The organism is Rheinheimera marina, from assembly GCF_042654345.1.
Taxonomy (GTDB): domain Bacteria; phylum Pseudomonadota; class Gammaproteobacteria; order Enterobacterales; family Alteromonadaceae; genus Pararheinheimera; species Pararheinheimera marina.
On record NZ_JBHSGB010000010.1, the window covers coordinates 365,839 to 385,975 of the forward strand.

Here is a 20,137-nt window from a genome sequence, read left to right on the forward strand (position 1 = left end):
AGGGTAACAACCATGGCAATGTGGGGTGGACGTTTTACCGAAGCCAGTCTGGCCGAGTTCCGTGATTTTAACGACTCGTTAAGTTTTGATTACCAGTTGGCGCAGCAGGATATTGCGGCCTCCCGCGCCTGGGCTGCCGGCCTGCTGGAAGCGGGCATTATTAACGCCGATGAAGCGGCTCAGCTGGATCATGCATTGGCCGATTTGGCGCTGGCGCTGGAGTCGAATCCTAAGTTGCCACTGGAAACTCAGGAAGAAGATATTCACAGTTGGGTGGAAGCGCAGCTGCAGGCCAAAATTGGTGTGATTGCGAAAAAGCTGCACACTGGCCGCAGCCGAAATGACTTAGTGGCGACTGATTTACGGCTCTGGACCAAACTGAACAGCCAACAAGTCCGTCGCTTGCTGGTGGGGGCCATAGGGTCGCTTATTCAGTTTGCTGACCGCTTTCAGGGCGCCGTGATGCCGGGCTTCACTCACCTGCAGCGTGCGCAACCTGTGCTGGTCAGCCACTGGGCGCTGGCTTATGTGGAAATGTTTAAACGGGATTTAAGCCGTTTAGATGATGCATTAGTACGGCTGGACGTTTGTCCGCTGGGGTGCGGTGCTTTGGCCGGAACCGGTGTGGCGATGGACCGTACGGCACTTGCACAGCGTCTGGGTTTTCAAAGCGCCGCGCTGAACAGCCTGGACGCGGTGTCAGACCGCGATTATGTCGTCGAGGTGTCTGCCGCTGCATCCATCTGTATGACGCATTTATCGCGTTTATCAGAAGACGTGATTTTCTTCTGCTCAGGTGAAGCTGGCTTCTTTAAACTGGGTGACGCCATCAGCTCTGGCTCGTCGTTAATGCCGCAGAAGAAAAACCCTGATGTGTTTGAGTTACTACGCGGTAAAACAGGCCGGGTGCTGGGCCACCTGGTGGCTATACTGCATACCTTAAAAGGCCTGCCGCTGGCCTATAACAAAGATATGCAGGAAGACAAACAGGGCTTTTTTGACCTGATAGCCACCTGGCAGCAATCTTTGCTGGTGCTGTCCACCGTGCTGCCGCATTTGTCGGTGAATATCGAACGTTGCCGTGAAGCTGCTGAACTGGGCTACAGCAACGCCACTGATCTGGCTGATTACCTGGTGGGCAAAGGCATTGCGTTCCGTGACGCCCATGAAATCTCTGGTGAGTTAGTGCTGCTGGCGTCACGGGAGAAAAAGCCGCTGGAGGCGCTGAGCCTCACGCAAATGCAACAAGTCTGCCCCTTGATAGGCGACGATGTCTACCCGGCACTGACCATTGAAGCAGGCTTAGCCAAACGAGCCGCCTTGGGGGGCACCTGCCCGGTTCGGGTCGGGGAGGCATTGGCAAGCGCCAAACTCTGGTTTGATGGACTCTGATTAAAAAAACCGGCCTTGTGCCGGTTTTCTTTTTTTAATTTTGCCCGGCGTGGCCCTGAAACTCTCCGAAACTTACTGCACGTTTTTTGCGCACATTAGCGCCCTCTTTTGTAACGACGCGCCTCATTTTTGCACACCAAGCTGCCTGCAGCGCCATTTGCTATCGCTGTTTTGCCTTGTGCTGGTGCATCAGATGAGACTTAATTTTAATTAGCTAACTAATTGAAATAGATGAAAAAAGTTAACCCTTAAAGGTGACTTTTTTTCAATTGACGGTTTTTTGTCTGCTGGGTGATTGTGGGTTAACTCTTCGGATTAAGAGTGTGTGGGCAGTCAGCTGAGAGTCAGCGGGTAGTCGCCTTTCCTTAGTTAAAAACAGAATCAGAAACGAGACTACAAGAATGCAACTAAAAACAAAAAGAACATGGTTATCGGCTTTAGTGTCAGCCTGCTGCATGGGAATGGCAGCACATTCACCTCTGGTTATGGCGGAAGATGATGCCGCAGCAAAAGACAAAGATGTCGAAAAAATTGCGGTGGTGGGTTCCCGCGCTGCGCCGCGCTCGGTGGGTGAATCCCCTGTGCCGGTGGATATTATCGGTTCAGAAGAATTCGCCAAACAAGGCAACTCAGACATGCTGAATATGCTGAGCACCCTGGTGCCCAGCTTTAACGTCAATACACAGCCGATCAGTGATGCAGCAACCCTGATCCGGCCGGCAAACCTGCGGGGTCTGGGCCCGGACCAAACGCTGGTGCTGGTCAACGGCAAACGCCGTCACCGCGCTTCGGTTATTTCGTTCCTGGGTGGTGGTCTGGCAGATGGCTCGCAGGGGCCAGATATTTCGGTGATCCCGTCAGCGGCCATTAAACAGGTGGAAGTACTGCGAGATGGCGCCGCGGCTCAGTACGGCTCAGACGCCATTGCCGGTGTGATGAACTTTGAGCTGAAAGATGACGCTGACGGCGGCATGCTGGAAGCCAAATGGGGTCAGCATTACGAGGGCGACGGTGCTGCTGAACAGGTGGCCGGTAATATTGGGTTACCACTGACGCAAAACGGTTCGGCCAACTTCAGCTTCGAGTACAAAAGTTCAGACCCTACCGATCGCAGCGTCCAGCGCGGTGACGCCGCAGCGCTGATTGCCGCAGGTAACACAGCTATTGCTGATCCTGCGCAAATCTGGGGTTCGCCTGAGATTAAGGACGACCTCAAACTCTTTGCCAACCTGAAACTGGATTTAGGCAACGAAAAAGAAGCTTATGGTTTTGGTAACTATGCCAAGCGTGAAGTGGAAGGCGGTTTTTATTACCGCAACCCAACCAACCGTAGCGGCGTGTACAATGGCCCTGAGGTCAATGTCGGCGGCACGGTTTACGACACATTGCTGGTGGGCGATATGACGCCTGACGATGCTGCTGGCTGCCCGATAGTGCGGCTGGATGCCAACGGTATTCCTATTGCGTCTGATCTGGCTGTAGTAACCGCCGATCCAAATTGCTGGACCTTTGCTGAACTCTTCCCTGGTGGTTTCACGCCACGCTTTGGCGGCATCGTCACCGACAGTTCGATAGTCGGTGGGGTGAAAGGGAAATTGGTGGAAGAGGTGTTTTTTGATTTCAGCACCTCCTATGGCCGTAACGAAGCCGCCTTTGCAATTAACAATACTGTGAACGCCTCAATGGGCGCCGACAGCCCAACCAGCTTTAAACCTGGTACTTATGTGCAAAGCGAAGTGGGGGTGAACTTTGACGTTTATCGTGAATTTGCCGTTGGTTTTTACGAACCGCTGGTATTGGCCGGTGGTGTGGAATGGCGGCAGGATACCTTTGAAGTGAAAGCAGGCGACCCGGCGTCTTATGAAATTGGTGTGCTGGCCGATCAGGGCTTTGGCATCGGCTCCAACGGTTTCCCTGGCTTTAAGCCGGAAGCCGCCGGTGTATTCTCCCGCAGCAACCTGTCGTTCTACAGCGATGTATCGGCCTGGGTGACTGAGCAACTGATGTTAACCGGTGCTGTGCGGTATGAAGACTTCACCGATTTTGGTAACACCACCAACTGGAAAGTGTCCGGTTTGTATAAAGTCACTGACGCGCTGTCACTGCGTGCGGCGGCGGGCACAGGTTTCCGTGCGCCAACGGTTGGCCAGACCAAAGTGCTGAACGTGACCACTGCTTTTGGTGTGAATGGTCTGGAAGACCAGGCGACCCTGCCACCGGATAACCCAATCTCCGTGCTCAAAGGCGGCAAACCGCTGAAGCCGGAGGAATCGGACAACTACTCTTTTGGTGCTGTGCTGGACCTGGGCACAACCCATGTGTCTTTGGATATGTACCGTATTGACGTGTCCGACCGTCTGAGCCAGACCTCACCACTGACCCTGAGCGAAGACGATATTCAGACCCTGCTGGATATGGGTATTCGCGATGCGCTCAGCTATTCAAGCATCCTGTTCTTTACCAACGACTTTGATACCAAAACCACAGGGGCTGACTTAGTGGTCAGTCAGGATGTGGATATTGGTACCGGCCAGTCCAAATTGTCCTTGTTACTGAACTACAACAAAACCGAAGTCTCGGCCGATCCGCTAACCACCAATATCGACGACGTCAAAATTAAAACACTGGAAGAGAATCTGCCGAAGACTCGTGGCAGCGTCACCTTTAACCATAGTGAAGAGAGCTGGCGTGGTCTGGTGCGGTTGAATTACTTCGGTTCCTGGTGGGAAGTGGACGACGACTATGACATCACCACAGGTATGAACGAAGGCAGCAAGGTACTGGTGGATGTCGAGCTGGGCTATCAGCTGACTTCTCAACTGGAAGTCAGTGTTGGTGCACAAAACCTGTTTGATACCTATCCGGGTCTGAACCCTTACGGTGATTCGGTTGGGGCGAAATACCCAACCACCTCTCCGTATGGTTTTAACGGCGGTTATTACTACATTCGTGCGGTATACACCTTCTGATAGGCGCGCTTGCGCGCCTTTTGCGGTTCAGAATTCAGGATAACAGGGTATGACAACAGATCAGATGACCCGGCGTCAGGCGTTGGCCTTGCTGGGTAAACTGGGAGGAAGTGCGGCCTTGATGCAAGGGGCCGCCTTATTCGGACTGGCAAGGCCTGCCAACGCCAATGAAAGCAGCCAGCCAACCGCATTAAAACCTGCCGGACAAGGTGGACCGAAAGTACTGATCTTAGGGGCTGGGATCAGTGGTTTAATCAGCGCTTATGAGCTGACCAAAGCGGGTTATCAGTGCCAGATCCTCGAAGCTTCGCACCGGGCTGGTGGACGTAACTTCACCATTCGCCATGGCGATTTAATTGATGAGCTGGGCAATCCGCAGCATTGCCAGTTTGATAACGAACCGCACCTGTACTTTAACGCCGGCGCGGCCAGGATCCCGGCGCATCACACGGCCATTTTGCATTACTGCAAAGAACTGGGCGTGGAGATGCAACTCTTCACCAACCACAATAAAAACTGCTACGCCCAGGACCCGGCCGTGTTTGACGGCAAACCAGTGCGGATCCGTGAATACGAAGCCGACGTGCGTGGGCTTTACGCCGAACTGGTGGCTAAATCGGTGCAAGGCAAATCGCAGCTGGACCAACCCTTTGATGACATTGCTATTGAGCAGTTGCTGCAGTTTACCCAGGCCTTTGGCGACTTGTCGGCCGATATGACCTATCAGGGCACAGAGCGGGCCGGTTATTTAAGTGGTGGCATTCTGTCGCATGGCAAGCTGAAACAACCGCGGGCGCTGGCCGATTTATTGCGCAGTAACTTTGTGCTGGGCGCCATGCATTTTGCTGAAATTGCCGATCAATCGTCGGCATTGATGACCCCGACTGGTGGCATGGACCAGATTGTCAACGCCTTGCTGAAGCAGGTGGGATCTTTGGTTCAGCTGAAGGCTCAGGTCAAACGGGTGCAGTTACTGCCACAAGGGGTGGAGGTCAGTTATTTTGCCAACGGGCAGCAGCAGACAGTGCGGGCCGATTATTGCCTGAACTGCATTCCAAGCCACTTGCTCTGTGGCATCGAAAATAACTTCCCTGAGCCTTATCTGCAGGTGATGCGGCAATTGCGGCGCGGCAAGCTGTCCAAAATTGCTTTGCAGGCCAAAGAGCGTTTTTGGGAGCGTGAGCAGATTTATGCCGGTATTTCCTGGACCAATCAGGACATTACGCAAATCTGGTACCCGCCGCATGGCGTGTTCAAACAAAAAGGCATTTTGCTTGGCGCTTACAGTTGGGATCCGGATATCGTTGACCGGATCTCAGCCTTGCCGCACAAAGAGCGGATCGAACTGGCGTTGCGTCAGGGCGAAGCGGTGCATCCGAACTACCGGCAGTATATCGAACAAGGCAACAGTATCTGCTGGCAGCGGATGAACCATATGCTGGGCTGTGGTGCCGTCTGGAGTGACGAGCTGCTGGAGCGCAGTTTCAGCGTGTTGCAGCAACCGGTCGGCCAGCATTATCTGGTGGGCGATCAGGTCAGTTTCCATCCCGGCTGGCAAGAAGGGGCTGTGCGTTCGGCCTGGTTCGCGCTGGAGCATATTCAGCAGCAGGAACTGAAGAAAAGGAGCGCCGTATGAAAAGACTGGTCTTGCTGATAGGCGCGCTGTTCAGTTATGGACTGGCCGCCGAAACCTTTCAGGCCAATGCGCAGTACTGCCTGGTGTGCCATGGTAGCAATGCGCAGGGTAATGCGGCTATTCAGGCGCCTAATCTGACGGTGTTGCCAGAGTGGTATCTGCAAGCGCAATTGCATAGTTTTCAGGCTGGCTGGCGTGGTGACCATGCCAAAGATAACTACAGCAAAGAGATGATGGCGGTTGCCAAAAGTATGGAGCCAAAGGACGTCGACATGGCGCTGGCGTTTATCAAAGGTTTGCAGCCGGTGGCGGCTGTCGCGGAAACCAGCGGTGATATCGCCAAAGGCCGGTCTTTGTACCAGAGTTGTCAGAGCTGCCATGGCGCTGAGGCGCAAGGCAATGAGACGATGAAAGCGCCACCATTGGCGGGGCAGCATGCCTGGTACCTGAGCCGGCAACTGGAGTCTTTCCGCGCCGGGGAGCGTGGTGTCAATGCTGCCGATCAGCAAGGTGCGCTGATGCGGCAAATGGCGCTTGGTTTGTCCAGCAGCCAGGATGTTCAGGATGTAGTGGCTTATATCAGTTCAATCAATCAACAGAAGGATAATCAATGAAAGCAGTGATAACCACGGCGGCTTTGTTGCTGGTCGCAGCCTCAGCGCAGGCAGAGGTGAAGCGCTATCCGTTACCTGGCAACAGTACTTTCCCTATCGCCAGTGCAGTCGAAGTCGGCAAACTGGTGTTTGAAAGTGGTAAAGTGCCTGCGCCGGCGGATCCAAAGGCAGACAAAACATCCGCGGCCTATTGGGGCAACACAGAGCAGCAGACGGTCAGCGTATTGTCACAAATTGAAGCATCACTGAAAGCCAAAGGCCTGGGCATGGGCGATGTGGTGAAAATGACGGTGTTCCTGGTCGGTGACCCTGCGCTGGAAGGCAAGATGGATTTCACCGGCTTTATGAAAGGCTACACGCAGTTTTTTGGTACTGCAGCGCAGCCTAATTTACCAGCCCGCTCTGCCTTTCAAATAGCAGGTTTGGTGGCACCAGGCATGCTGGTTGAAATTGAAGTGATTGCTGTCCGGCCTTAATCTCAGGCTTTAACCAGTAACCGGAAGCCGCCGTAGGCCATACGGCGGCAATCAAATACCGGGTCTTTCTGCTCCATCATCTGCTGCAACCTCGGGTCGGCCATCACCTTTTCGTTGACGGCATCCCGGTGGGCTTTATCCCGGTAGCTGATCCAGCTGAACACCACCACTTCGTTGGCATTGCAGCCGGCTTTATTTAAAAAGCTGTCCACGCCGTCAATCTGCATATCATCGCCAACCGTTTCGACATAATCCAAAGCGCCGTATTCTTTCCACACTATTGCAGCGTCCGCTGCCATTTGTTTGTATTCCTCCAGACGGTGGCTGGCAACAGGAATTAAAAAGCCGTCGACATACATCAAAGTTCTCCTGGATTAAATTGAGCTAAACAGAGTTGGAGCGCTTGATTCAGCGCGGGTAAAAAGGTGGGGTTGGCCTGTTTGCCCAGGTAAAAGCCCCCCGGCACTTTATTGAACTCGCTGCTGAAGTACTGCTGCTTGCGCTGAGATTGCAAAATGAGGAAAGTTTCCTGGGGCATCAAGGCGAAGTCCACTCTGCCTGCATCCAACATGTCGAGCTGGGTACGGAAATCTTCCACCAGCACAAGTTGGTCAAACCCTTTAGCCTTCAGCTGTTCGACCTGCAAGGCCCCCCGTTTAACCACAATACTGTGCTCTGCTAGCGGACTCGGTGCTTTAGCTGTGCTAAGCCACAGATTACGAACATAAAACAGCACGTCACTGGCGATCGCGTACTGCTCTCGTTCGGGTGAAAAAATAGCCGGGTACACCAGGTCCAGATCGCCGGATTCAAGGGAATGAAATAAGCGGGTGGTAGGGTAGGATTGCCAGGACCAGTGCAGCCTGGAGTGCTGCTCAATGCAATAAAGTAGTTGAGAGCGCAGGCTTTTGCCTGCAGAACCGGGCAACTCGTCACTGAAGCGATCTGGATAACCAGCTTTCAGCACGGGTTGTGCTGACAGCTGAAAACTCAGACAGACCAGATAAATCAGACGCATAACACCTCCGGTTTTGCTGAAGTATAGTCAGCAAAACCGGAGGGCAAGACAAGTGATTAAAACAGTTCTATGTCTTCCTGAGTTTCTTTCGACTCAGTCGGAACAGGTGACACTGAGGAATTGGCATAGGTCTTGGGTTCAGTGCCCTGAATAAAGTATTCAAAGGTGCTGCTGTTATCGGTCGCTTGAGTCAGTAAGCCTGTGGCCAGGTCGATGCGGACTGAGCTGATCCCAACCGGAGGCGGTGTAATGATCTGCGGTTTTCCTTCCAGCGCAAAACCAACAAACTCCTGCCAGGCCGGCAGGGCGGTTTTGGCGCCGGCTTCGCTGCCAGTGGTCTGATCTTTACCAAGGTTGCTGTTCCAGGCCGTTTTGCCTAACCGGCTTTCGGCGTCATCAAAACCCACCCAGGTAGTCACGACCAATTCAGGTGAGAACCCAGAGAACCAGGCGTCTTTCACGTCGTTGGTAGTGCCGGTTTTGCCTGACAAGTCCTGCCGTTTCAGATCACGTAATCTGTGTGCTGTCCCCACCCAGCCACGGCCGCCCCAAATGGAGCTTTTCAGGGCGTCGGCGACCAGAAAGGCGTTTTGCGCTGAAATTACCCGTGGTGCGTACGGGACTTCTGCCGACACAAAGTCAGCAATCGCGGTTTGGTTTGGGCTTACTGGTGCAGCAAACTGAGCCTCCAGCTGAGCTTCCGGATCGGCGGCAAGTGCTTCGGCTGCTGCTTGCTGCTGCGCTTTTTCGTGTTGCCTTGCCTGCAACACGGCCTGCTGGCCAGCCAGATCGCGGGCTTCACATTCAGCGCAGACCGGAACCGGCTTGTGTTCAAAAATCAGGTTATTTTCATCATCCAGAACTTTGCTGATGAAATAAGGTTTGACCAGGTAACCGCCATTGGCAAAGACCGCATAGCCGGTGGCCAGTTCCAGCGGTGTCAGGGAGGCCGAACCCAAGGCCAGAGTCTCACTGTGCGGTAAATCTTTGTCTCTGAAACCAAACTTGGTCAGATGCTGACGGGTTTTTTCTATACCCACAGTGCGTAACAAGCGGATTGCCACTACGTTTTTCGACTTGGCCAGCGCTTCGCGGATCCGGATTGGGCCGTCGTACACCTCAGGAGAATTTTTAGGCCGCCAGGCCTGGTTGGCCCCTTCATCCCATTCGTGGATTGGCGCATCATTCATCACAGTGGCCAGCGTCAGCTTGTTGTCCAGCGCAGCTGAATAAATAAAAGGTTTGATATTGGAGCCGACCTGACGATTGGCCTGAGTGGCGCGGTTAAACTGGGTCATGGCAAAGCTGTAACCACCGACCAGCGCCTGCAGTGCGCCGTCGGTTGGGTTGATGGCCACCAAAGCACTGCTGACATTCGGGATTTGGCCTAAGCGCCAGTTTGCGCCTTGAGGCCTTACCAGTACGTGCATACCTGGTGCCACCACTTCAGCGGCCGATTTAGGGGCATGACTTTGGCGATCGTGACTGATAAATTTTCTGGCCCAGCTCAATCCTTGCCAGTTGATCTGAATGGCACGGCCGCCAGACAGGATGGCACTGGCTTCGCGACCTGACACTGCAGTGATCACTGCAGGGGTTAAATCTTCCAGTCCGTCCTGTTCATCCAGGTAGGCGAGAATTTCTGCGTCGGATAGCCGGCCTTGTTCGGCAAATTGCACTGAACCGTCTGCCTGAGTTTCGGCATTGGCTTGCCATAGGGTAGCCACCGGGCCTCTATAGCCGTGGCGTTCATCGTAACCCACCACGTTTTTCTGCACGGCTTCCACTGCTTTGGCCTGCAAGCGGGAGTCTACAGTGGTGTAGACCTGGAAGCCTTTGGAATAAGCTTCTTCTTCACCGTACTTAGCGACAATTTCTTGCCGCACCATTTCGGCGACATAAGGTGCTGAAGCGGTAATTTGGGCACCGTGCAGTTTAGAAATAATAGGCTCCTGCACGGCCTCTTCGTATTGCTGCTTAGTGATGTATTTTTCAGACAGCATCCGGCCGAGCACTATATTACGGCGGGTGCGGGCGCGGCTGGGTGAACGGACCGGGTTTAATACCGAAGGCGCCTGCGGCAGACCGGCAATAATCGCCATCTCGGATAAGGTCAGGTCCTGAATGGCTTTACCAAAGTACACCTGTGCGGCTGCACCGACACCAAACGAACGTTGGCCCAGTTCAATTTTGTTCAGGTATAACTCGAGAATTTCGTCTTTGCTCAGTTGTTGTTCAATCCGGATCGCCAGGAAAATCTCTTTGACCTTACGCAGAATTCTCTTTTCCCGGCTGAGGAAAAACTCCCGGGCCACCTGTTGGGTAATGGTACTGGCACCCTGACGGGCTTCACCGCTCAGGGCCACAACTGTAGCGGCACGGAACATACCTATGATGTCGATACCTGGGTGCTCATAAAAACGGCTGTCTTCGGTGGCCAGCACGGCTTTAATCAGTAGCTCTGGCATTTCTTCCAGCTTTAGCGGGATGCGACGTTTTTCACCAAACTGTGAAATCAGCTGGCCGTCCTGACTGAAGACCCGCATCGGGGTTTGCAGTTTGACTTCTTTTAAGGTGGCCACACTGGGTAAATCGTCTTTGACATATAGATAAGCACCAGCAACGGCCAGCACGCCAAACATCAAACCCGCCAGAACCAGCAGTGTTATTTTTTTAAACCAGGACATCAGTACCCTCTGTCAGGCCACTTCAGGCAACTGCACTGAAACGGAATGTTTTTCAGCAAACTTCAGCCAACAAGGCCGCTACTTTGGCAGAAACCGACTAAGCTCAGTTCACAAGTCCAGATAAATCATTCACCTGTATCACCTGAGCTTATGCTAAACCGGCTTTTTCCACCTAAAAAAAACCTGATGCTGGGTGTCGATATCGGCTCCCACAGCATCAAAGCTGTACTGCTCAGCCAGCAAGCCGGACATTATAAAGTAGAAGCCATTGCAATAGAACCTATGCCTGCAGATGTGATGGTCGACAGGGATATTCGTGACATTGAAGCCGTCAGTCAGGCTATCGGACGGCTGCGGCGTCAGTTGGATAAATCGATTCGGGACGTGGCCACTGCGGTGTCCGGTGCTCAGGTGATCAGCAAGGTGATTCTGATGAACCCAGAGCTGGATGATGACGACCTCTGGCGACAGATAGAACTGGACGCGGAAAGCCTGATCCCATACCCGCTGCATGAAGTGAGCCTGGATTTTGAAGTGCAGGGGAGCGACAGCAGAACCGGGCAGTCGCAGGTGCTGCTGACTGCTGCCCGCACTGTGACGGTGCAAAGTCGGGTCAGTGCGCTGGAGCAGGCAGGCTTTGTCACCAAAGTGGTCGATGTTGAGAGTGCCAGTTTAAGCCGAGCTGTGCCTTTGTGTTATGCCCAGCTACCGGCAGATGCAATGACAAAGCGAGTGGCGGTATTGGATATAGGCGCCAGCCTGACCCTGTTATGCATTGTGCAGGGCGATCAGTTGTTATACAGCCGGGACCTGGCTTTTGGCGGGCTGCACTACACCAATGCCATTGCCGCTTTTTATGGCAAAACACCGGCAGAGGCGGAGCGTGCCAAGCAATTGTTTGACCTTCCGCCCAGTGCCAGTTTTGAAGTCACCGCCCCCTTTCAGACCCAGTTGTTGCAGCAACTGCGACGGGCATTGCAAATGTACCTGACCACCAGTGGGGTGGAGCAGGTGGATTATATTCTGCTGTCCGGTGGCTCCGCTTGCCTGCCTGGGTTGGCCCAGCTGTTGGCGGATGAACTGGCTATTCATACGGTACTGGCGGACCCGCTTGGTCAGATGCAATGGGGCGCTGCGGCCGACAAGAGCCGGTTTGCCGGGCAGAGCTGCAGTTTGTTAATTGCCTGCGGTCTGGCATTGCGAGGGTTTTCGCCATGTCATTTGTAAACCTGTTGCCCTGGCGTGAAGCCGCCCGCAAGCAGCGCCAGCTGAAGTATCTGCAGCAGCTGGCGCAAGTTGCGTTAGTGGCATTTGTACTGATGTTTTTGCTGATGTGGCTGGTGCAGGCCAGAACAGAAGGCCAGAAAGTGCGGAACAGCGTGCTGGAAGCGGAAAATCAGTTGCTGGATAAAAAGCTGTATGAAATTCGCTTGCTGAATCAAAAGAAAAAGGATTTGGAGCAGCGGCTGGCGCTTATCGAGCAGCTACAACAGCGTCGCAACCTGGGTACGCAAATCTTCGACCAGATAGCGCACGTGGTACCGGATGGCGTCTATCTAACCGGCATGGATAAAAAAGCCAATCAGTTGTTGCTGACCGGGCGCAGTGAATCCAACAACAGATTATCGACCATGTTACGTCAGGTGGAGCAGTCTGGTTTGCTGCGTCAGCCATTGCTGGAGTTTATTCAGGCCGATGCCGATGACCAGCGTGGTTTAAGTGATTTCAAAATGCATATGTTGATCCTGGGCGCCGAACCCGTAGCGCCTCCGCCAGAGCCAGTGAAAGGCAAAGGCGTTAAAGCGAAAAAAGCAGGCAGCAAATCATGAATCTGAAGATGAACTTGTCTGAACTGGATTTAGCTGAGCTGGATTTTAGCAACATGGGATCCTGGCCTAAGGCTGGACGTGTTGTGGTGGCTGTGGTGTTAGCTCTGTTAGTGCTGATTGGCAGTTATCTGTTTCTGGTGGACCCGGCGTTGGTGCAGTTACAGGCTGAGCAGCAAAAAGAAAAAGAGCTCAGGGAGAGTTATCGCAGCAAATACTCGATGGCAGTGAATTTACCCTTGTACCAGCAGCAGATGCAGCAAATGGAGCAGATGCTGGCGGGCTTGCTGCAACAGCTTCCCTGTAGCCGGGAAACTCCGGGCATGCTGGACGACATTACCTTTGCTGGCACCTCGGTGGGCTTAAGTTTCGTCCGTATTCACTGGATACCGGAGATTGAAAAGGAGTTTTATACCGAGTTGCCCATTCAAATTGAAGTGTTGGGTACCTATCACCAGGTCGGCTTGTTTGTCAGTGCGGTGGCGGCTTTGCCCAGAATTGTCACTTTGCATGATTTTCAGCTGAAAACCACAGAGACTGAACAACTTAATTTTTCGGTGGTAGCAAAAACCTACAGATACAAAGAGGCCAAAGCTCCCGCGGTGAGTGCGCCTGCCAAAGGCGGGAGCAGCTTATGAGGATTGCTGTGTTGTTACTGATCAGCCTGACACTGAGCGCGTGCTTTGATAACAGCGACGATATCCGGTTTTTTATGCAAGAAGTGCAACAACAGGCGGTGGCGAAAATACCGCCACTCAAACCTGTGAATGCCTTTGTGCATCAGCCTTACCAAAGCGAACAAGGTCGCAGCCCTTTTGTGATGCCTGAACCGGTGCAAGGGGCACAGAGCAGTCAAAGCCGGGCGGGCTGTCTGCAGCCGGAACCAGGCCAAACTAAACAGCCGTTGGAGCTGGTGGCGCTGGATACCCTGACCATGAAAGGCACCCTGGGTGCGAATGGTCAGCTGTGGGCCCTGTTGCTGGATGGCAGTCAGAAACTGCACCGGGTCACTGCGGGTGACAAACTGGGTTTGTTTTATGGCGAAATCAGCCGGGTCAGGCCAGACAAAATTCAAATTCGTGAGCTGGTGCCTGACGGTTCAGGTTGTTTTATCCGGCGTGAAACCGAGCTGCAACTGCAGTTACCTGCGGCACAGCCCGAGCCGCAGACGAACGGGAGGGGAGCATGAACAAATGGATGGTGGCCCTGTCGCTGCTGCTGAGCATCGCAGCCGTGGCGCAGCCTTTGAACCAGATTGAAGCCATTGATTTTCGCCGCACCGCGGAAGGCGAAGGCAAGGTGCTGGTGCTGTTGGCCAATGCGTCTGCTGCAGTGGATGTCAGCTCGGACGGCAGCAGGGTCCAGCTGGATTTCCAGCAAACCGCTTTGCCGGATGAGTTGTTGTATCAGTTGGATGTGCTGGATTTTGCCACTGTGGTGCAAGGCATTGAAACCTTCCGTCAGGGGGAGGTGGCCCGGCTGGTGATCAGTAATCTGGCTGAGGTGGAATACAGCTACCAGCAACTGGACCGGAATTTTGAGCTGATTCTGAAGAAAAAGTCCGAACGCTCAGCTTCGGCGCCAGGGCCTTATGTTGGTAAAGCTATTTCGTTGAATTTTCAGGATGTTCCTGTGCGTACTGTGTTGCAGATCATTGCTGATTATACCGGCTTTAATCTGGTGACCAGTGACTCTGTGGTTGGCAATATCACGCTGCGACTGGATGGCACCCCCTGGGACCAGGCGCTGGATATGGTATTGAAGGTGCGGGGTCTGGATAAACGGCTGGAAGGCAATATTCTGCTGATCGCGCCCTCTGACGAACTGGCTGCACGCGAAGCGCGTGAGCTGCAGGCTCAACAACAGGTGGAGCAGCTGGAGCCTCTGTCCTCCGAGTTTCTGACTGTCAATTATGCCAAAGCAGCCGATTTGGCCGCTTTGCTGAATAACAAAGATGCGACCTTATTGAGCGAACGCGGCAATGTGTCTGTTGATGAGCGCACCAATACCTTACTGGTGAAAGACACCCGGCGCAGTATCGACAATATTCGCCGTTTGTTGCGACGGCTGGATGTGCCGGTCAAGCAAGTGCTGATTGAGTCGCGTATGGTGACGGTGCGCGATAATGTCCGGGACGAAATAGGCATTCGCTGGGGCTTCAGCGATCAGCAAAACAACAAAGCCTGGTCGGGTAATGCCAGTGGCGCCAATGATTTGGCCGGCGGCACTGTGCCTGATTTGGCCGATCGCTGGAATGTGAATTTACCTGTGTCCAATCCAGCCGGTAGTCTGGCTTTTCATGTCACTAAGTTTGCCGACGGCACCTTGCTTGATCTGGAGCTGTCTGCACTGGAGCAGGAAAATAAAGGCGAGATTATTGCCAGCCCTCGTATTACCACGGCCAATCAGAAAAAAGCACGCATCGAGCAGGGCACTGAGATCCCTTACCTGGAAGCGTCCAGCAGCGGTGCCACTACGGTGACCTTTAAAAAGGCGGTGTTAAGCCTGGAAGTGACCCCGCAGGTGACGCCGGATAACAAAATTATCCTGGACCTGGAAATCACTCAGGATACCAGAGGCGAGACGGTATCGACAGGCAACGGACCGGCACAGGCCATCGATACCCAACGTATTCAGACCCAGGTGCTGGTCGACAATGGGGCCACTGTCGTGCTGGGTGGCATTTATCAGCAGCAATACACCAACACCACGTCCAAGGTGCCGGTACTGGGCGATATCCCTGTGATGGGCCGACTGTTTCGACGTAATAGTGACTTCAATGAAAAAACCGAATTACTGATTTTTGTCACCCCGAGAATACTGACGGAGCAGCCTTGAACCGGCACTGCCAACGGCGTGGGCTGCGCCAAAATTCACTTGCCAAGCCAAACCCATTGCTGACATAATTCACCGCTTCAAATTTTCGTGGGAGCTTTCGCGTCCTGATAATTAACCTTCAAAGTTAGCGCAGCAGCATTACGTATGGCAGAAAAACGCAATATCTTCCTTGTAGGCCCAATGGGTGCAGGTAAAAGTACAATTGGCCGTCATTTAGCAGAAATGCTTCATTTAGAATTCTACGACTCTGATCAGGAAATTGAACGCCGCACAGGTGCAGACATTGCCTGGGTATTCGACCTGGAAGGTGAAGCCGGATTCCGTGTCCGCGAAGAGAACGTGATTTCGGATCTGACAGAATTACAAGGCATAGTGCTGGCCACAGGTGGTGGTTCAGTATTAAGCAAAGAAACACGTAACCGTTTATCGGCACGTGGTATCGTGGTTTACTTAGAAACCCCGATCGAAAAACAAGTGGCCCGCACCCAAAGGGATAAGCGCCGTCCACTGTTGCAAACCAAAGAAGAACCACGTGAAGTGCTGGTGCGGTTAGCGGATGAACGTAACCCGCTATATGAAGAAATCGCCGATTTCACTATTCGCACCGACGAGCAAAGTGCCCGTGCCGTGGCCAACCAGATTGTTGATCAACTGGGTTTTTAACGACGACTACTGACAGGAAAGGAGAGCTGTGAATGCAAAAAGTTGAAGTCCAACTTGGAGAGCGCAGCTACCCTATCCTGATCCAATCTGAGTTATTTCAACAGAACCTGCAGCAGGTTCTGCCGCCCGCCCGACAGGTGGTGATTCTTTCCAACCCGCTCGTCGCTGAATTGTATTTAGCCCAGGTGCAGGCGCTGTTCAGCCAGGCTGACGTACGACATTTTCTGATCCCCGATGGTGAAGCCTACAAAACCCTGAGTTCATTTGAGCAGGCGCTTTGCTTTTTGCTTGAACATAAAATTAACCGTGACGTGGTGCTGGTTGCCTTGGGCGGCGGTGTCATTGGCGATTTAACGGGTTTTGTTGCGGCCTGCTATCAACGCGGTGTGCGTTTTATCCAGGTCCCGACCACGTTACTGTCGCAAGTCGACTCGTCTGTCGGCGGTAAAACCGCTGTGAACCATCCGTTGGGTAAAAATATGATCGGCGCGTTTAAGCAGCCGGATCTGGTGTTGATTAATACCTCGGTGCTGGACAGCTTGCCGAAGCGTGAATTTGCCGCTGGTATGGCCGAAGTGGTGAAGTACGCCTTAATTGCCGACCTGGCTTTTTTTAACTGGCTGGAACAGCAGCAGCAGGCGATTCAGGCCAGAGACAAAGCAGTGCTGGCGGAAATGATCCGTCATTGCTGCCAGATGAAGGCCGATATCGTCAGCCGGGACGAAACTGAGCAGGGCGAGCGTGCTTTGCTGAATCTGGGGCACACCTTTGGTCATGCCATTGAAGCGCATCTGGGCTATGGCCACTGGCTGCACGGTGAAGCCGTTGCTGCCGGCATGGTGATGGCGGCCAGAGTGGCGCACAGCCGTGGTGACTTGAACACGCACGAGTTGAAACGAGTGACGAATCTGTTGCAAGCTTTTGATTTACCTGTTTCCCCACCTGAAGCCATGCGCATTCAGGATTTTATGCCTTATATGAAAACCGATAAAAAAGTACTGGCAGGTAAAATGCGCTTTATTTTACCTGTTGCTTTAGGGCAAAGTGCTATTGTCGACAACGTCACTGAATCTGAACTACTGACTATCTTCAGTTTATGAACAAACCTGCACTTCAACAGCGTCTGACTCAGCACTCCGGTTTGCTGGACTCTCAGCGTCAGTTGCTGCAACGCTTATTGTTGCAACTGGAATTTAACCGGCCGGAACGCTTACAACTGGTTGGCAGCAGCGGAAGTGGCAAAAGTACACTGATGTTGGCGCTGGCAGAGATTTGCTCCGAGCATTTTAATCTGGCGCTGCTACAGGCTGAACCTGGCCTCAAACCAGTGGATATGCTTAAAGTAATGCAGCAGCACTGGTTTGGTGTGCAGCCATTGCCCCGCGCTTTGCCTGAGTTTTTTGCGCAGTTGCAGCCGAAAGAATCTTTTTTACTGCTGATTGATGATGCCGACCAGTTGTCGGATGAATGCTGGCAACTGGTGCAACAATTACCGGTCAGCGTGTTTATCTCTGTGTTGCAGCCCAAGGCGGAAGTTCGTCTGGCGATGCATTTACTGCCGGTGACAGAGCAGGAGTGTCGCGATTTACTGCTGCCATATAGCTTGCCTGAGCGCGAGCTGCTGGAACGCATCGATGACTGTGCCGGAGACTTGCATTTGCTGTTTGTCGGCCTTTCCCGTAACCCGGTAAAACGCCAGTTCAAACCTGCAGTCAAAGCGGCCGAAGCGCCTGCTGCCAAGGGGTTTAGTTCGGTGGAGGATGACGAAGCCGTGCCGGTCTTTATTAGCAGCAATGACAGTCCGGACCCTGTAGGTCTGAGAGCGATGCGCACCGAGCAAGAACAAAGCCTATCGTTTGAAGCCGAAGTGCGGCCACCCAGAACCGCCCATGCGCCAGTGAAAGCGTCCACTGCGTCCGGTCAGTTCTTTTCACCCTTTTTGGTGATGAGCATTGGCTTCAGCCTGATTGCAGCGGTCGTCATGTTCTGGTTATGGTCGGAGCAACAGTTCCGTCAGCCAGTGGCTCCCGATTTAGTCCCTTATTACCCGAACACCAGTGCCAACAGTACGTCAGAGCAGCGTCTGGCCTCTACTGCGGCCGTCAGCAAAGGGCCTGATGTGCAGGATCAGCTGGAACAAGCGAAAGCAGTGGCTGGCACCGAAGTGGGCACCATTAGCAGGCCAGCCTTCAGTGACAATGCAATGCCACAAATGGCGTTGCCAAAAACCGTGACACCGGCTACCGAGAAGACAGAGCTGGACAACGTGGTGAGTGAAGTGCAGCAAACGTCAGTGAACGCTGAAAAGGCTCCACAGCAAGTAGCGAGTGCAGCTGCCGATGAACCTGCTGCTGTTGAAGTGCTGCCAGAGCCTGTGGCGGATGATACTGCGCAGCATGAACAGCCGGAAAGCACAGAAGCCGAACCTGTGGTTTCCAAGCCAGAGCCAGAACCGACCGCCCAATCTGTTCCTGAGACGGTGGCCAGGGAGCAATCCAAAGTTGTAGCTCAGCAGCCAGCCAGCCCGGCCCAAAACGATGAATTGCTGGCTGAGATGGCAGAAGAAAACGCAGTTCAACCTGCTCAGGTCACCGCGGCTCCAGCAAAGGCTGCCGCACTGGATGAACAAGTGTTGCTGGCGATGTTACCGGACACTGTAGCCATTCAACTGGGGGTTTACTCTCAGCTGAGCGCAGCGCAGAACTTTATCAACAAATACAGAAACCTGAATTTGCAGATGTACCAGCGTCAGCAGCAGGGCAAAAACCAGTTTGTGGTGGTGTCCGCCTCTTACGTCAATGGCACTGCGGCCCGGCAGCAAGTGAAAACCCTGCCGGAAGAGCTACGCCAGCAAACCCCTTTTGTGAAGAGCCTGACCGACATCCAGCGGGAGATCCGAAACTTTGCCGGCCAGTAAAAGCACCAAAGATAAAGCAGGTCACGCAAAAAGCAGGGCTTTTCTGAAATGGGCAGGCGGCAAGTTTAATCTGGTGGATGCCATCAGCCTGCAGTTGCCGGCAGGCCCATTGCTGGTGGAGCCATTTGTCGGCGCCGGCTCGGTATTTCTCAATACAGACTATCCGTCTTATCTGCTCAATGACATCAATGCGGATCTGATCCATTTGTACCAGTTGTTGCAGCAGCAGCCGCAAGCCTTTATCAGGGATGCTGCCGGTTTGTTTAATGACAGTGCAAACCAGAAAAGCAGTTACCTGGCATTTCGCGAACAATTTAACCAAAGCCAGGACAGCTACGAACGTTCGTTGTTGTTTCTGTACCTGAATCGGCATGGCTACAACGGTCTGTGCCGTTACAACAGCAGTGGCAAGTTTAACGTGCCTTTCGGCAGCTATAAAAAGCCTTATTTCCCGGAGCAGGAGCTGTGGTTTTTTGCCGAAAAAGCGCAGAAGGCCCGTTTTGTCTGCATGTCTTACGAACAGCTGTTTGCCAGTTTAACGGCACCTGCTGTGGTCTATTGTGACCCGCCTTATGTGCCGCTTAGCCGCACGGCAAGTTTTACCTCTTATGCCAAAAACAGTTTTAACCTGGACGACCAGGCGCAACTGGCGAATCTGGCTGAACAGGCACAGCGCGATGGCATGACGGTGATGATCAGCAACCATGACACCACGCTGACCCGCAAGCTTTATGAAAACTCGACCTTAAGTTCGATTCAGGTGGGGCGTTCGATCAGTCAGAAAGGCAGCAGCAGAGGCAAAGTGGCGGAGTTGTTTGCCTTGTATCCGGCGTGTCAGGACAACACAGCCGTGACAATCAGTAGCAGCATGCCAACAAAAAGTGCAGTCGCCAGGATCCCGGCAATTAAATAAGGCCACATCGAGTGTTGCTGGAAGTCAGCCTGACGCTGTTGTTCTGATTGCACACCTATCAGTGCACCGATGATCGCTTTACCCAGCTGTTTCAGCGTCGGGCCTGCCACGTTAATTCCTGTTGTGGCCGAACCGATTCAACAACTCTAATAAATCGACAAAGTGAAACTGGGTTGAGCGGCTGTTGC

General features: G+C 53.2%; 18 protein-coding genes. 14 read left to right on the top strand and 4 right to left on the bottom strand.

What is annotated here, in order from left to right:
- Positions 1 to 12 precede the first annotated feature (12 nt).
- The 5 genes from argH to ACFO3I_RS11350 all read left to right on the top strand — a co-directional run bounded on the left by argH (position 13) and on the right by ACFO3I_RS11350 (position 7,087).
- On the top strand, positions 13 to 1,392 hold the full coding sequence (gene argH / locus ACFO3I_RS11330) for an argininosuccinate lyase (protein WP_377334099.1): 1,380 nt from the start codon (positions 13 to 15) through the stop codon (positions 1,390 to 1,392).
- A 461-nt stretch (positions 1,393 to 1,853) separates the two neighbouring features.
- Positions 1,854 to 4,361, top strand: coding sequence for a TonB-dependent receptor plug domain-containing protein (locus ACFO3I_RS11335; RefSeq protein WP_377334100.1), 2,508 nt, complete (start codon positions 1,854 to 1,856; stop codon positions 4,359 to 4,361).
- Positions 4,362 to 4,410: 49 nt separating this feature from the next.
- Complete coding sequence (locus ACFO3I_RS11340) at positions 4,411 to 5,997, top strand: flavin monoamine oxidase family protein (protein ID WP_377334101.1); 1,587 nt, start codon at positions 4,411 to 4,413, stop codon at positions 5,995 to 5,997.
- Entirely contained in the window at positions 5,994 to 6,611 is a 618-nt protein-coding gene (locus ACFO3I_RS11345) for a c-type cytochrome (protein ID WP_377334102.1), read from the top strand. The genes ACFO3I_RS11340 and ACFO3I_RS11345 overlap by 4 nt, the downstream gene beginning before the upstream one ends.
- On the top strand, positions 6,608 to 7,087 hold the full coding sequence (locus ACFO3I_RS11350; RefSeq protein ID WP_377334103.1) for a RidA family protein: 480 nt from the start codon (positions 6,608 to 6,610) through the stop codon (positions 7,085 to 7,087). The genes ACFO3I_RS11345 and ACFO3I_RS11350 overlap by 4 nt, the downstream gene beginning before the upstream one ends.
- A gap of 2 nt (positions 7,088 to 7,089) precedes the next feature.
- Here the strand turns inward: ACFO3I_RS11350 and ACFO3I_RS11355 are convergent, their stop codons facing one another.
- The 3 genes from ACFO3I_RS11355 to ACFO3I_RS11365 are packed head-to-tail and all read right to left on the bottom strand — an operon-like array spanning position 7,090 to position 10,792.
- Complete coding sequence (locus ACFO3I_RS11355) at positions 7,090 to 7,446, bottom strand: DUF1428 domain-containing protein (protein ID WP_377334104.1); 357 nt, start codon at positions 7,444 to 7,446, stop codon at positions 7,090 to 7,092.
- Entirely contained in the window at positions 7,446 to 8,105 is a 660-nt protein-coding gene (locus ACFO3I_RS11360) for a substrate-binding periplasmic protein (RefSeq protein WP_377334105.1), read from the bottom strand. Before ACFO3I_RS11360 ends, ACFO3I_RS11355 begins: the two co-directional genes overlap by 1 nt.
- A gap of 56 nt (positions 8,106 to 8,161) precedes the next feature.
- A complete protein-coding gene (locus tag ACFO3I_RS11365; RefSeq protein WP_377334106.1) occupies positions 8,162 to 10,792 on the bottom strand; it encodes a penicillin-binding protein 1A in 2,631 nt (876 codons plus the stop codon).
- A gap of 186 nt (positions 10,793 to 10,978) precedes the next feature.
- On the opposite strand from ACFO3I_RS11365, the gene pilM reads away from it, so the two are divergent.
- The 9 genes from pilM (at position 10,979) to ACFO3I_RS11410 (ending at position 19,949) form a co-directional block, all read left to right on the top strand.
- Entirely contained in the window at positions 10,979 to 12,019 is a 1,041-nt protein-coding gene (gene pilM / locus ACFO3I_RS11370) for a type IV pilus assembly protein PilM (RefSeq protein WP_377334107.1), read from the top strand.
- Positions 12,007 to 12,621, top strand: coding sequence for a PilN domain-containing protein (locus ACFO3I_RS11375; RefSeq protein WP_377334108.1), 615 nt, complete (start codon positions 12,007 to 12,009; stop codon positions 12,619 to 12,621). Before pilM ends, ACFO3I_RS11375 begins: the two co-directional genes overlap by 13 nt.
- Before the next feature lie 8 nt (positions 12,622 to 12,629).
- A complete protein-coding gene (locus ACFO3I_RS11380) occupies positions 12,630 to 13,256 on the top strand; it encodes a type IV pilus inner membrane component PilO (protein WP_377334109.1) in 627 nt (208 codons plus the stop codon).
- Positions 13,253 to 13,807, top strand: a complete 555-nt coding sequence (locus ACFO3I_RS11385; RefSeq protein ID WP_377334110.1) for a pilus assembly protein PilP — start codon at positions 13,253 to 13,255, stop codon at positions 13,805 to 13,807. The genes ACFO3I_RS11380 and ACFO3I_RS11385 overlap by 4 nt, the downstream gene beginning before the upstream one ends.
- Entirely contained in the window at positions 13,804 to 15,456 is a 1,653-nt protein-coding gene (locus ACFO3I_RS11390; protein WP_377334111.1) for a type IV pilus secretin PilQ, read from the top strand. The genes ACFO3I_RS11385 and ACFO3I_RS11390 overlap by 4 nt, the downstream gene beginning before the upstream one ends.
- A 144-nt stretch (positions 15,457 to 15,600) precedes the next feature.
- The gene (aroK, locus tag ACFO3I_RS11395; RefSeq protein ID WP_377334112.1) at positions 15,601 to 16,119 is read left to right on the top strand and encodes a shikimate kinase AroK; all 519 of its coding nucleotides are present in this window, start codon (positions 15,601 to 15,603) and stop codon (positions 16,117 to 16,119) included.
- A 32-nt stretch (positions 16,120 to 16,151) separates the two neighbouring features.
- The gene (aroB, locus tag ACFO3I_RS11400) at positions 16,152 to 17,219 is read left to right on the top strand and encodes a 3-dehydroquinate synthase (protein WP_377334113.1); all 1,068 of its coding nucleotides are present in this window, start codon (positions 16,152 to 16,154) and stop codon (positions 17,217 to 17,219) included.
- A complete protein-coding gene (locus ACFO3I_RS11405; protein ID WP_377334114.1) occupies positions 17,216 to 19,036 on the top strand; it encodes an SPOR domain-containing protein in 1,821 nt (606 codons plus the stop codon). The genes aroB and ACFO3I_RS11405 overlap by 4 nt, the downstream gene beginning before the upstream one ends.
- The gene (locus ACFO3I_RS11410; protein WP_377334115.1) at positions 19,023 to 19,949 is read left to right on the top strand and encodes a Dam family site-specific DNA-(adenine-N6)-methyltransferase; all 927 of its coding nucleotides are present in this window, start codon (positions 19,023 to 19,025) and stop codon (positions 19,947 to 19,949) included. The genes ACFO3I_RS11405 and ACFO3I_RS11410 overlap by 14 nt, the downstream gene beginning before the upstream one ends.
- Here the strand turns inward: ACFO3I_RS11410 and ACFO3I_RS11415 are convergent.
- Positions 19,871 to 20,059 (bottom strand): DUF2970 domain-containing protein, encoded by a 189-nt coding sequence (locus ACFO3I_RS11415; RefSeq protein ID WP_377334116.1) that lies wholly within the window; start codon positions 20,057 to 20,059, stop codon positions 19,871 to 19,873. The two genes, ACFO3I_RS11410 and ACFO3I_RS11415, sit on opposite strands and share 79 nt — an antisense overlap.
- Positions 20,060 to 20,137: the final 78 nt, after the last annotated feature.

What these genes read in the sequence shown, in the direction of transcription:
- argH (WP_377334099.1), top strand. Translation starts at nt 13, where the DNA reads ATGGCAATGTGGGGTGGACGTTTTACCGAAGCCAGTCTGGCCGAGTTC.
- ACFO3I_RS11335 (WP_377334100.1), top strand. Translation starts at nt 1,854, where the DNA reads ATGGCAGCACATTCACCTCTGGTTATGGCGGAAGATGATGCCGCAGCA.
- ACFO3I_RS11340 (WP_377334101.1), top strand. Translation starts at nt 4,411, where the DNA reads ATGACAACAGATCAGATGACCCGGCGTCAGGCGTTGGCCTTGCTGGGT.
- ACFO3I_RS11345 (WP_377334102.1), top strand. Translation starts at nt 5,994, where the DNA reads ATGAAAAGACTGGTCTTGCTGATAGGCGCGCTGTTCAGTTATGGACTG.
- ACFO3I_RS11350 (WP_377334103.1), top strand. Translation starts at nt 6,608, where the DNA reads ATGAAAGCAGTGATAACCACGGCGGCTTTGTTGCTGGTCGCAGCCTCA.
- ACFO3I_RS11355 (WP_377334104.1), bottom strand. Translation starts at nt 7,446, where the DNA reads ATGTATGTCGACGGCTTTTTAATTCCTGTTGCCAGCCACCGTCTGGAG.
- ACFO3I_RS11360 (WP_377334105.1), bottom strand. Translation starts at nt 8,105, where the DNA reads ATGCGTCTGATTTATCTGGTCTGTCTGAGTTTTCAGCTGTCAGCACAA.
- ACFO3I_RS11365 (WP_377334106.1), bottom strand. Translation starts at nt 10,792, where the DNA reads ATGTCCTGGTTTAAAAAAATAACACTGCTGGTTCTGGCGGGTTTGATG.
- pilM (WP_377334107.1), top strand. Translation starts at nt 10,979, where the DNA reads ATGCTGGGTGTCGATATCGGCTCCCACAGCATCAAAGCTGTACTGCTC.
- ACFO3I_RS11375 (WP_377334108.1), top strand. Translation starts at nt 12,007, where the DNA reads ATGTCATTTGTAAACCTGTTGCCCTGGCGTGAAGCCGCCCGCAAGCAG.
- ACFO3I_RS11380 (WP_377334109.1), top strand. Translation starts at nt 12,630, where the DNA reads ATGAACTTGTCTGAACTGGATTTAGCTGAGCTGGATTTTAGCAACATG.
- ACFO3I_RS11385 (WP_377334110.1), top strand. Translation starts at nt 13,253, where the DNA reads ATGAGGATTGCTGTGTTGTTACTGATCAGCCTGACACTGAGCGCGTGC.
- ACFO3I_RS11390 (WP_377334111.1), top strand. Translation starts at nt 13,804, where the DNA reads ATGAACAAATGGATGGTGGCCCTGTCGCTGCTGCTGAGCATCGCAGCC.
- aroK (WP_377334112.1), top strand. Translation starts at nt 15,601, where the DNA reads ATGGCAGAAAAACGCAATATCTTCCTTGTAGGCCCAATGGGTGCAGGT.
- aroB (WP_377334113.1), top strand. Translation starts at nt 16,152, where the DNA reads ATGCAAAAAGTTGAAGTCCAACTTGGAGAGCGCAGCTACCCTATCCTG.
- ACFO3I_RS11405 (WP_377334114.1), top strand. Translation starts at nt 17,216, where the DNA reads ATGAACAAACCTGCACTTCAACAGCGTCTGACTCAGCACTCCGGTTTG.